The 10,307-nt window shown below is 67.1% G+C and carries 13 protein-coding genes; 9 read left to right on the top strand and 4 right to left on the bottom strand.

Annotated features, from left to right (window positions below; genetic code table 11):
• Positions 1-164 (top strand): DUF7388 family protein (locus V5A53_RS14590; protein ID WP_442928686.1); only part of this gene is annotated, 164 nt, incomplete at its 5' end.
• Complete coding sequence (locus V5A53_RS09775; RefSeq protein WP_332313418.1) at positions 161-1,291, top strand: NAD(P)/FAD-dependent oxidoreductase; 1,131 nt, start codon at positions 161-163, stop codon at positions 1,289-1,291. The genes V5A53_RS14590 and V5A53_RS09775, both read left to right, overlap by 4 nt.
• A 4-nt stretch (positions 1,292-1,295) precedes the next feature.
• On the opposite strand, the gene V5A53_RS09770 is transcribed toward V5A53_RS09775, so the two are convergent.
• Positions 1,296-1,748, bottom strand: coding sequence for an Hsp20 family protein (locus tag V5A53_RS09770; protein ID WP_332313417.1), 453 nt, complete (start codon positions 1,746-1,748; stop codon positions 1,296-1,298).
• Positions 1,745-1,903: a DUF7559 family protein gene (locus tag V5A53_RS09765; RefSeq protein ID WP_332313416.1), complete on the bottom strand. Its 159-nt coding sequence runs from the start codon at positions 1,901-1,903 to the stop codon at positions 1,745-1,747. The genes V5A53_RS09770 and V5A53_RS09765 overlap by 4 nt, the downstream gene beginning before the upstream one ends.
• Positions 1,904-1,971: 68 nt before the next feature.
• On the opposite strand from V5A53_RS09765, the gene V5A53_RS09760 reads away from it, so the two are divergent.
• The 3 genes from V5A53_RS09760 (at position 1,972) to V5A53_RS09750 (ending at position 5,860) form a co-directional block, all read left to right on the top strand.
• Positions 1,972-2,787 (top strand): DUF429 domain-containing protein, encoded by an 816-nt coding sequence (locus tag V5A53_RS09760; RefSeq protein WP_332313415.1) that lies wholly within the window; start codon positions 1,972-1,974, stop codon positions 2,785-2,787.
• Positions 2,788-2,917: 130 nt separating this feature from the next.
• Positions 2,918-4,636 carry a radical SAM protein gene (locus V5A53_RS09755; RefSeq protein ID WP_332313414.1) on the top strand — a complete coding sequence of 573 codons (1,719 nt, stop codon included), beginning with the start codon at positions 2,918-2,920 and terminating at the stop codon, positions 4,634-4,636.
• Positions 4,637-4,738: 102 nt separating this feature from the next.
• The gene (locus V5A53_RS09750) at positions 4,739-5,860 is read left to right on the top strand and encodes a DUF3179 domain-containing protein (protein WP_332313413.1); all 1,122 of its coding nucleotides are present in this window, start codon (positions 4,739-4,741) and stop codon (positions 5,858-5,860) included.
• Here V5A53_RS09750 and V5A53_RS09745 read toward each other — a convergent pair.
• Positions 5,848-7,059, bottom strand: a complete 1,212-nt coding sequence (locus tag V5A53_RS09745) for a DUF3179 domain-containing protein (RefSeq protein WP_332313412.1) — start codon at positions 7,057-7,059, stop codon at positions 5,848-5,850. The two genes, V5A53_RS09750 and V5A53_RS09745, sit on opposite strands and share 13 nt — an antisense overlap.
• A gap of 101 nt (positions 7,060-7,160) precedes the next feature.
• Here V5A53_RS09745 and V5A53_RS09740 point away from each other — a divergent pair, with 101 nt between their 5' ends.
• The 4 genes from V5A53_RS09740 (at position 7,161) to V5A53_RS09725 (ending at position 9,269) form a co-directional block, all read left to right on the top strand.
• Complete coding sequence (locus tag V5A53_RS09740) at positions 7,161-7,667, top strand: TlpA family protein disulfide reductase (protein ID WP_332313411.1); 507 nt, start codon at positions 7,161-7,163, stop codon at positions 7,665-7,667.
• Positions 7,664-8,368: a cytochrome c biogenesis CcdA family protein gene (locus V5A53_RS09735; protein WP_332313410.1), complete on the top strand. Its 705-nt coding sequence runs from the start codon at positions 7,664-7,666 to the stop codon at positions 8,366-8,368. Before V5A53_RS09740 ends, V5A53_RS09735 begins: the two co-directional genes overlap by 4 nt.
• 69 nt (positions 8,369-8,437) lie before the next feature.
• A complete protein-coding gene (locus tag V5A53_RS09730) occupies positions 8,438-8,755 on the top strand; it encodes a hypothetical protein (RefSeq protein WP_332313409.1) in 318 nt (105 codons plus the stop codon).
• A gap of 79 nt (positions 8,756-8,834) precedes the next feature.
• A complete protein-coding gene (locus V5A53_RS09725; protein WP_332313408.1) occupies positions 8,835-9,269 on the top strand; it encodes a hypothetical protein in 435 nt (144 codons plus the stop codon).
• 159 nt (positions 9,270-9,428) lie between these two features.
• Here V5A53_RS09725 and V5A53_RS09720 read toward each other — a convergent pair whose 3' ends face one another.
• Positions 9,429-10,151 carry a DUF2103 domain-containing protein gene (locus tag V5A53_RS09720; protein WP_332313407.1) on the bottom strand — a complete coding sequence of 241 codons (723 nt, stop codon included), beginning with the start codon at positions 10,149-10,151 and terminating at the stop codon, positions 9,429-9,431.
• Between the last annotated feature and the right edge of the window lie 156 nt (positions 10,152-10,307).

Raw genomic sequence — 10,307 nt, 5'->3', positions numbered from 1 at the left:
CCGCCGAGGGTCGCGCCCGTGAAGTCCTGCTGAAGGCCGCGACCGACTACGCGCTGGTCGGCGACCCCGAGACCGTCGCCGACCGGGTTGCCGACCTCGAAGCCGCGGGCGTCGACCACGTCGTCGCCTATCCCGCCCGTGGCCTCGACGTCTTTCGCCCATGAGCGCCGCGCCGCCGGCCGAATCCACCGAGGTCGCGGTCGTCGGCTGTGGCGTCGTCGGCGCGACGACCGCTGCCGAACTCGCCCGACGGGGTGCCGACGTGACCGTTTTCGAGGCTGGCGACGTCGCCAGCGGTGCCAGCGGCCGCGCCGCCGGCGTCTGTTACGACGCCTTCGCCGGCAAGCTCGACGCCGAGATCGCCGAGGCGGCGCTGGCGGCCTTCCGGGAACGGGACGCCATCACCGACTGTCCGTACGTGTGGCTGGCCCGCGAGGGCGACGACCGCAACGCGGAGGCGATGGACGAACACGTCCCACGGATGCGGAAACGGGGCCGGGACGTCGAGTTCATCGACCCCGCGAATCTCGACGCGCGCTGGCCCGAACTCCGCACCGACGACGTCGAGCGGGCGGCCATCGCTCACGACGCCGGCTACGTCGATACGGGCAATTACACCCGCGAGACGGCCCAGTTCGCCATCGCTGCGGGCGCGGACGTCCGTGAGGAGACGCCCGCACGAATCGATGCACCCGCATGCATCGACGCCGATGCCCGCGTCAACGGCGACGCCTTCGACGCCGTCGTCGTCGCCGCGGGCGCGCACACCCCCCGGCTGGTCGCGGCCGCTGGACTGCCGATACCCGTGAAGGCCTACCGCGTGCAGGCTTTCCTCTCCGAGGAGACACCCCTTTCAGCGGCGGTGCCGATGTGCTACGATGCGACCGGCGGCTACTATCTCCGCCCCCGAGACGGCCGACTGTTCGTCGGCGACGGGACCGTCCCCGAAGCGAAGGATCCGACCGACTGGGACCGACGCGCCGACGCCTGGTTCGTCGACGACTGCGCCGGCTACCTCGAGCAGGCAGTCGGCCAGTCGGTCCCCGAGTTCCGGTCGTGGGCCGGCCTCTGTACCGCGACGCCGGACGGCCATCCGCTGGTCGGCAAGCGCGCTCCCGGCATCTACGTCGCGACCGGTTTCCAGGGCCACGGATTCATGCGCGGGCCGGCCATCGGCGAGCGCCTCGCCGAGGCCGTGTTGGGCGAATCGCCCCCACCGCAGTTCGACCCCCGACGCTTCGCTCCCGATGAGGACTTCGACATCGTCGAAGGCATGAGTCTCGAAGAATAGGTCGTTACGCGTCCGCTTCGGAGTCGTCCGCGCCCACCGACTCGCTGTCGCTCGTGACGTCGACCGATTCGTCCTCCGAGTCGACGCCCTTTTTCGGAATCAGCACTTCGAGCGTGCCGTTCTTCGTGACCGTCGCATCGGCGGCCTCGGCGTCGACGTCCGCGTCCTCGGGCAACTCGACCTCGCCGTAGAGTGCGAGGCCACGGCCCGGGAAGCGCATGTCGTAGCCGTCATGGAGGCCGCGGAACCGTTCGATGTCGACCTCGAGGGTCCGGCCGACCATCTCGACGTTCACGTCGCCCGCGCTCGCGCCGGGGGCGTCGAAGACCGCGAGGTAGGCGTCGTCGCTTTCCAGCAGGTCGACGGGCAGGGCCTTCCGCTCCTGGACGCGGCTGGATGCTCTGCCGATCCCTTCGAGGACGGTCCGGCCGATGGATTCCCCCACCTCCCGAATCATACGTGGATCTCTTCGAGGCCTTCGCTTTCCCCGCAGTAGGGACAACTGAACGCCTCCACTCCGGTGTCGTCCGGCATCGAATACTCGTAGTGGAGCTCGAACATATCGAGACTACAATCGTCTCGGGTACAGGAAACCTCCAGCGTCTTTGGCATGAACGGCTCTAGGGGAGTGACGCTAATCAATGCCTCGGCGTTTTGTCCCCGGCGTACCTGAACGACGTATGAACGTTCGTGGCATCGACTTCAGCGGCGCGGCCGAACCGGGCGATGACATCTGGGTCGCCGAGGGGCGACTCGACGGCCGGACGCTCGCGATCACGTCGTGCCGGTCGGCCGCCGACCGCTTCGAGGTACGGGGCCGCGAGGCCGTACTCTCGTCGCTCGTTGCTCTGCTCGGAGACGCCACCGGCACGACTGGCGTGGACGTATCGTTCGGCCTCCCGGCGGCGTTGCTTCCCGATAACGTGGCCGAGTGGCCGGACGCGACCCGCTGGTTCGCCGAGACGTTCGCCGAGTCCGACGCGCCGACGATGCGCGAGGAATTAAAAGAGCGTGGCCGGGCGAGCGACGAATCGGGCGTCGAATTGAAACGCCGGACCGACGAGGCCGTCAGGGCGAATTCGCCGTACAGTTTCATCACATATTACCAGACACTTCACGGGATTCGCGACGTGCTCGCGCCGCTGGTCGCCGAGGATGCGGTTCGCGTCCCGCCGATGCAGTCGCCCGGGACGCACAACGTCATCGAGACGTATCCGGCGGGGACGCTCCGTCGGCTCCGAACGGTCGACGGCCGATACAAAGAATCCGGCGAGGACGCCGTCGAGCGCCGCGCGGAGATCCTGCACGTGCTGGAATCTGACCGTGGGGATATCGTTGTCTCTCTCGACGACCAGACGCGGGAGACCGCGTTACAGGCGCCGGGTGCCGACGCCCTCGACAGCATCGTCGCGGCGGCCGCGACCGCGCGGGCGGTGGCGATGGAACTCGAGCCTGTCTACGACTACCGGGCGTGTGAGGGCTACATATACGTCTGATACGGATCGTTGTAACGAGTTCCCGGTCATCGCCAGAAGGGGCGGCGATGACCGAGAAAAGACTACACCAATCCGTAGGAACGGCGGCACATCCGCATCCGTTTTACGCGTCGATGCCCTCCGGCCGAGTATGAAGGATCCGGCGGATCTGGACGTAACGCTCGTCGACGGCTACGTCGACGAGCCGGCGCATTTCGGCGTGCCACCCTATATTTCGACGTATCCGCGCTTCGCCGCCGGTGCCGCCGTCGACGCGGGCGTTGCGCCCGACAACATCACGTATCACACCATCGACGAACTCCGCGAGGACCGCTCGAAAAAGCGCGATGTCGCCGACGCGGACCTCTTCATCTACGTCGGCGGGATGACGGTCCCCGGCAAGTACGTCGGTGGGACGCCCGCCGAACCCGACGAGGTAAAGGAACTCGCCTGGACCGCCGAGGGCACGAGCGTCATGGGCGGGCCCGTCCGCTTCGGCGTCGGCGAGGCCAACGAGGGCGCCACCGAGACGAAGCGGCAGAACCTCGATTACGACTTCCTCGCGATGGCCGACATCGAGGCCGCCGTCTACGATCTCGTCCACGGCGGTCTGGAGGGCTTCGAGGACCGCTACCGCGACAACAAGGAACTGGACCGGTGGGCCGCGAAAGGCGCCTTTATCATCGAACAACACCCGGACCACCCCGAATACCTCATCTGCGAGATGGAGACCTCACGGGGCTGTCCGTACCGCTGTTCGTTCTGCACGGAACCGATGTATGGCGACCCGGACTTCCGGACGCCGCGCTCCGTGGTCGAGGAGGTCGACCGGCTCTCGGACCACGGTGCCCGGCACTTCCGACTGGGCCGACAGGCCGACATCCTCGCCTACGGTGGCGACGGCGAAGCGCCGAATCCCGACGCCCTCCGCGAACTCTACGGCGGGATTCGCGAGGCCGTCCCCGACCTCGGGACGCTGCACCTCGACAACATGAACCCCGTGACGATCACGGACTACCCCGAGAAATCGCGGGAGGGAATCCGCATCATCGCCGAGCACAACACACCCGGCGACACCGCGGCGTTCGGCCTCGAATCCGCCGACCCGCTCGTTCAGGAGGAGAACAACCTGCTGGTGACCGCCGAGGAGTGTCTCGAAGCAGTCCGTATCGTCAACGAGGAAGGTGGCTGGCGCCCCGGCGAGGAACCCGGAAGCGGCCCCTCCGTCGACCCCAATGCCGACCGCCTGCCGAAACTTCTACCCGGTATCAACCTCGTCCACGGCCTGAAGGGCGAGCGCTCGGAGACCTTCGAGCACAACAAGCAGTTCCTGCAGGACGTCTACGACGAGGGCCTGATGCTCCGTCGTATCAACATCCGACAGGTGATGGCCTTCGAGGGCACCGAGATGGCTGAGACGGGCGCCGACATCGCCAAGGACCACAAACAGCAGTTCAAGACGTACAAGCAGGAAGTACGGGAGGAGATCGACAACCCGATGCTCCAGCGCGTCGCGCCGCCGGGGACCGTCCTGCCGAACGTCTACCTCGAATACCACCAGGACGGGAGGACCTTCGGCCGACAGTTGGGCACCTACGCCCTGCTCGTTGGCATCCCGGGCGAACACGAACTCGGGCAGGCCATCGACGTGGCTGTCACCGACCACGGCTTCCGGTCGGTCTCGGGCGTACCCTACCCCCTCGACATCAACAGCGCCTCGATGGACGAACTCCGGATGCTTCCCGAAATCGGCAAGCAGCGCGCCGGCAACATCGTCGTGAACCGTCCCTACGAGTCGCCCGAGGAAGCGACCGACGAGATCGACCTCACGCGCTTCTGTGAGACGGACCGTCTCGAACACGCGGACTGACTCGTCTCGAACCGCCTCGACTCGCCCCGCTGAAAATCCGGTTTTGCGTCCGCCGCGCCACTTCTCTTAGAGGCTACCCGTTTCGGTTCCCAAGCGAGGGGTATGCACCGCCGACGGCTCCTCCAGATGCTCGCCGCGGGAACGGGCGCGATAGCCGGCTGTACGGCCGGCTATCAGGGTAGCGAGCAGGCCGGCGAGCAGCCACCGCGGGTCGGTGACGTCGAGTTGCCGGTTCCGGCGGGAGAACTCGAAACGCGGCTTCCGAAGGACGCTATCCCCGCCATCGACGACCCGGCTTTCGCCGAGGACTGGAGCGGACTCGACCCCGAGGGCGTCGACGACCCGACGCTTCCCGCGGATGCGGCTGTCATCGGCGTCGAACGGGCGGGCGAGGCGCGGGCCTACCCGCTCCGAATCCTCGACTGGCACGAGATCGTCAACGATAGCCTGGGTGGCGCCATCGCGGTGACCTACTGCGTCCTGTGCGGCAGCAGCGTCGTCGTCGAGCGACTTGTCGATGGCGAACCGACGATATTCGGCGTCTCCGGACAGCTCTGGCGCAACGACCTCGTGATGTACGATAGGGCGACCGACAGCCGATGGAGTCAGATCCTCGCGACGGCCATCCGGGGTCCCCGGACCGGTGACCAACTCACCATCATCCCGTCGACGCTGACGACGTGGGGCGAGTGGCGCGAGGCCCGTCCCGAGACGCAGGTGTTGCTCCCGCCGCCGCGGTCGGGGACGGTCGGCAGCCGAAACCGGACGTACGACTATTTCAGCGAGAAGTACGATTACGGCGGGGAATCCCAACTTATCGGATACGACCAGCGAAGCGGCGCCGGGAGCGGCCGAACGCTGGTCGTCGGCATCGAGGCCGGCGGGGAGACGCGCGCCTACCCCTTCCACGTGGTTGCGTCCGAGGGCCCCATCGAGGACACCGTCGGCGGGATGCCCGTCGTGGTGGCGGTTGCGCCCGATGACACCCTCGTCGCCTACGACCGGCGAATCGACGGTCGCGCCCGTTCGTTTTCGGCTACAGACGAGCGCCATCTCTCGGCCGCTGGTTCGCGGTGGGAACTGACGACCGGCCGGGCCGTCGACGGGCCGCACGAAGGAACGCGACTGGATCGGGCCAACGAACACCCGCCGATGTTCTGGACGGGCTGGTCGGCGTTCAACCCCGAGACGAGCGTGTACGGCGACGACCTTCAGGAACCGTAGAGGTCGGTATCCGGGTGGAAATCGACCCACGAGAACCAGAACAGCGGCGAGATGTCGTTGGCCTGCGTCAGGCGCTCGCCCTCGTGTGGGCCGTCGACGGCGGCGCCGGTCGCCCGGAGCCATCGCGAATCGGCGGCCGCGATGAAGCGGTCGCCGTCGGCGCTGAAGGAAACGGTTTCGCCGCCGACCTCGCGGACGTAGGCCACGGGACTGTCGTCGGGGGTCGTCGTCACCACGACCGGGAGGTCGCCGACGGTGTCGTTGATGATGCCAGCCTCGACGATGCGGTCGGTGGGATAGGCTTTGGCGGCGTCCTCGGTGGCGACGCCGATGACCTCCGCCTTCGGGTGGAGGCGGTCGTCCTCGGCCGACCGGCCGCTGATGCCGACCGCGTCGGTGTCCTCGTAGCCGGCGTAGGGGTTCCGCTGGTAGTTTCGGGTACCGTCGCCGGCGCCGACGGTGCCGGATTCCGGGGGCGGCAGGAGGACCTTCGTGTCGGGATGGGCCTCGCGCCACTCGGCGAGCGTGGTCAGCGTCGAGGGGACGAGTTCGAGCCTCTCGCCGGTTGCCTCGCCGTTGATGGCCGTCGCGAGAATCTGGCTCCAGAGACTCTCGGTGGTCTCGTCGTACATGACGAGGTCGTCCATGAACAGCAACCCGGAGACGCCGAAGGCCGTCTCCTCGCCGCGGACGCGCCGAACGGCGGTCATCGCACTCCCACAGAGCGGACAGTAGGTGACGAGAAGCGGGCCGTCGAGACCACCGTCGGACGCCGTCCGACGAGCCTTCGAGCGTGGCTCGAAGATGTCGTTGACGACCTCGTGCCAGTTGAGGATTCGAAGGGGGTAGGCTCGTGCCTCGCCGTCCCGGGTGACGCCGATGACGGTGTCGTCATCGTTGAGTCGCGGTTCGATCTCCTCCTCGCCGAACTGGGTGCGTGCGGTCACCGTGATACCCGACCAGTCCTCGCCGAAGGCGGGGTCGGTGATGGCGGGGATGGCGTCCTTCGCGGCACCGCGCTGGAGTTCATCTTCGGGCACCGGTAACTCGATGTCGCCGCCGGGGCCGACGGCGACGTCGCCGTCGACGGCCGGGGCAGTAGTTCGGTCACCATCGCTTCCAGCGTCCAAACCGTCCGCACAGCCGGCCATGCCGGCCGCTACGGCAGCGGCCACGGAGAGGTAGGTTCGCCGGCGCATACCCGTCGAGTAGGACTTGTCGCTCATAACCGCGCCGCGACTGTGTGACAAGGCCTCACAATCCCCTCGGGGCTTTTCCCGTCGGTTCCGAACGTCACCGTATGGTACGACGCCGAGCGTTCCTCGGAGCGGCAGTAAGCGCCACGCTCGTCGGGAGCGCCGGCTGTCTCGGCGCGGATGAGGGCGACGATGACGACGGGATGGAACTCGAACGGCTGGAGGTGGCCGGCTCGCCCGGCGGGACCGTCCAGCCACTTCCGGCCGGTAACGTCGCCCTGCTGGATTTCTGGGCGACGTGGTGTGCTCCCTGCAAGCCGCAGATGGCCGAACTCCGGGACATACGCGGGCAGTATCCCGACGTGCATATGGTCTCGATTACGAACGAGGACGACCGCGAGGCGATACGCGAGTTCTGGCGGGAGTACGAGGGGACGTGGTCGGTCGCCATCGACCCCGAGGTGCGGACGAACGACCGGTTCGACGTGACGCGGATTCCGACCCTGCTCGTCTTCGATGTCGACGGCGAGGAGGTGTGGCGACACGTCGGGCTGTCGGCCGCCGAGGACATCGCCGCGGCGCTGGAGGAGGCCGGCGCGACAACGGCATGATCGATACGAGCGCGCTCCGACTCGGCTTCGCCTTCTCGGCGGGCGTTGCCACCTTCTTCGCCCCGTGTGCCTACCCGATGCTGCCCGGGTACGTCGCCTTCTATCTGGGCGACGGCGAAGGTGCGGACAGCCGGGGACGCCGTCTCCGACAGGCCGGAACCGTCGGTGGTCTCGCCAGCCTCGGCTTTTTCCTCGTCTACGCCGCCCTTGCTGGCGTCGTCGCGGCCGTCGGCACCCGTGCGCTCGGCAATATCGCCGTCCTCGAAGCGGTCGTCGGCGTCCTGCTGGTCGGACTCGGCGTGGCGATGGTAACCGGTCGACTCTCGCCGTCGGCGCTCCACGTGCGCCTGCCGGAGCGCCGCCGCTCGAAGCGCGGCTACCTGCTTTTCGGCATCGTCTACGCGGTCGCCGCCGCCGGGTGTACCGCACCCATATTCGTCGCCATCGCCGGCGTCGCGCTCGGGTCGGGACCGGTCGGGGCAGTGCTGGTCTTCGCGGCTTACGCCGGCGGTATGGCTGTGCTCATGGTCGCCGTCACCGTCCTCGCGGCGCTCGGGCGGGCCCATATCATCGGCCGCCTGACGGCGAACACCGGCCGGGTGGCGCGGGCTGCCGGCGTCCTGCTCGTCGTCGCCGGCCTCGCGCAACTCTACCTGTTCCTCTTCCGATTCGGTGGGCTGGACCTCCTCGGACTGCGGTGAGGACGGGGGATGGCTCCGCCGTCGCACAGCGCCGACAGGCCTATACTGGCCGACAACCGAGTTCTACGCATGTCGGAAGACAGCACAATCGACCGACTCCTCGTCTCCTATCCCGCCGACCTGAGCGAATGGGGCCGATTTCAGGTCGAAAAGCCGTCGTTCCGGGCGTATCTACGGAAAACGATGGGGACGGCGAGTGTGGGGGAGATCTTCGAGGAGTTCGTCGGCGTCGGCTGCTGTGGAAGCGCGCTGGACGTGCCGCTCCGGGTCGAGGAGATCGAGGGCGGCAACCGCGTAGACGAGGACACCGAAATCGAATACGAGGTACGGGAGGCCTGCGATATCCAGGGTGGCTGGCTGGTGCAGAGCGAAGCCGGGCCTTCTTAAATACGGTTCGCGATTCTTCTATATTGCGGTCGACGTTTCCGGTATCATCTTCTCGGAGTGACGCGAACCGGTACTACTCATGACGTTACTCGCGGCGCTGGACGTCCAGTCGATTCGCCCGCGTGTCCTCCTCTACCCGCTGGGCGTCTGGGTGGTGATGGCGCTTGTCGCCATCGTGAACGGGGGCTTCAGAGAGATCGTTCTCATCCCGCGAATCGGGTCCTATCGCGGGCACGTCCTCAGTACGGCGCTTCTGGTCGGTGCGATTCTCGTCATCTCGTTCGTCTATTTCTCCCGGACGCCCATCGACTACTCGCAGAGCGAACTGGTGGTCGTGGGCGTCCTGTGGACCGTTCTGACCGTCGGCTTCGAGTTCGTAGTCGGGTACGTCGAGGGGACGCCAGTCTCGGTGACGCTCGGTCAGTACGACGTGTTGGCCGGGCAGGTCTGGATCGCTGTGCCGCTAACCCTGCTTTTCGCTCCGCTTCTGTTCGGCTGGTATCTCTCGTCCTGATGAGTGCCAGTCACCACGCTCTACTTGAAGTCGAACACGTAGAGCCGATGAAGGTCGTCGTCGGCTTCGAGGAAGACCCTCGACCTGCACTTCCCAGCGCGGAACGAACCTGCCTTCGTCGAGTCTTTACGCTGGCATATAGAAACGCTCGCGGGCGTTTCACTCGGTGAGTTCGGCTTCCTGGAGGACCTCGTTGAGATCGTCGCGGACGTGCTCGCCGACTTCGCGGTCGCCAGCGGTCGTGACGACGCGGTTCTCCTGGACGCTGGAACCGTCGCGGATGAGCAGGCGAACGTTCCCGTTGTCGTCGGCGCGGGTCACCTTCGCCCGGACGCCGGTCCGGGAGCCGGAGCCGCCGGCGTCGATGGGTCCCGGAATCAGCTTCTTGACGTGCGGGTGGCCGGCGACGGTCTGGAGGACCCGCCGGCCGTCGCGGCCGCCGATGACCGTCGAGTGGCTGCCGCCCAGTTTCTCCTGGAAAGAGGCTTCGACGACTTCGAGGGCGGTGTCGCCGCGCTTTCGACGGACCGCCTCGATGGGGTCGTCGTCCTCGACGCGGTAGAAGGGATAGTGGAGTTCGGCGCGCGTCGCCCGGACGGTTTCGCGGTCGCCGGTGGCGTAGACCTCCTCGGGCCGTTTGCGCCGGACCTCGTCGGCGATGCGGCCGGCGTAGTTGCGACGCTCGGCCGTCACCCACCGGTCGTCGGTTTCCTCCTTCGTCGTGATCGTCCGCTGGGCAACGATTTCGTCCTCCAGCAGGCAGGTGACCGTCGCACGCTCCCGCTCGCAGTCGATGACGACGGTGTCGGTGTTGGCACTGCGGCAGACCAGGCAGTAGTCGCCCGGCCGCTCCAGCGACGATGCGCACTGCCGACACTCCATGTTCGGTGGGTGGCGATTGAGTCGGATAAGTCGGCCGGTTACGTCCCCACTTTTTGCACGAGAACACGGGTCGCGCCCGTGAGGGGCACGACCCGGTTCTCGGCAAAAACGTGGTGAAAATATGCGCGCCTCCTTCCAGTCGCGGTGCCTCCCTGC

Origin of the sequence: Natronomonas sp. (assembly GCF_036625485.1) — an archaeon.
In the GTDB taxonomy this organism is placed as follows: Archaea; Halobacteriota; Halobacteria; order Halobacteriales; family Haloarculaceae; genus Natronomonas.
Note: the sequence above shows the minus strand (reverse complement) of the source record. Positions and strands in the feature narration are given on the sequence as shown.

Bases quoted from the DNA above. Each gene is read 5' to 3' on its own strand.
- V5A53_RS09775 (WP_332313418.1), top strand. From the start codon at position 161: ATGAGCGCCGCGCCGCCGGCCGAATCCACCGAGGTCGCGGTCGTCGGC.
- V5A53_RS09770 (WP_332313417.1), bottom strand. From the start codon at position 1,748: ATGATTCGGGAGGTGGGGGAATCCATCGGCCGGACCGTCCTCGAAGGG.
- V5A53_RS09765 (WP_332313416.1), bottom strand. From the start codon at position 1,903: ATGCCAAAGACGCTGGAGGTTTCCTGTACCCGAGACGATTGTAGTCTC.
- V5A53_RS09760 (WP_332313415.1), top strand. From the start codon at position 1,972: ATGAACGTTCGTGGCATCGACTTCAGCGGCGCGGCCGAACCGGGCGAT.
- V5A53_RS09755 (WP_332313414.1), top strand. From the start codon at position 2,918: ATGAAGGATCCGGCGGATCTGGACGTAACGCTCGTCGACGGCTACGTC.
- V5A53_RS09750 (WP_332313413.1), top strand. From the start codon at position 4,739: ATGCACCGCCGACGGCTCCTCCAGATGCTCGCCGCGGGAACGGGCGCG.
- V5A53_RS09745 (WP_332313412.1), bottom strand. From the start codon at position 7,059: ATGCGCCGGCGAACCTACCTCTCCGTGGCCGCTGCCGTAGCGGCCGGC.
- V5A53_RS09740 (WP_332313411.1), top strand. From the start codon at position 7,161: ATGGTACGACGCCGAGCGTTCCTCGGAGCGGCAGTAAGCGCCACGCTC.
- V5A53_RS09735 (WP_332313410.1), top strand. From the start codon at position 7,664: ATGATCGATACGAGCGCGCTCCGACTCGGCTTCGCCTTCTCGGCGGGC.
- V5A53_RS09730 (WP_332313409.1), top strand. From the start codon at position 8,438: ATGTCGGAAGACAGCACAATCGACCGACTCCTCGTCTCCTATCCCGCC.
- V5A53_RS09725 (WP_332313408.1), top strand. From the start codon at position 8,835: ATGACGTTACTCGCGGCGCTGGACGTCCAGTCGATTCGCCCGCGTGTC.
- V5A53_RS09720 (WP_332313407.1), bottom strand. From the start codon at position 10,151: ATGGAGTGTCGGCAGTGCGCATCGTCGCTGGAGCGGCCGGGCGACTAC.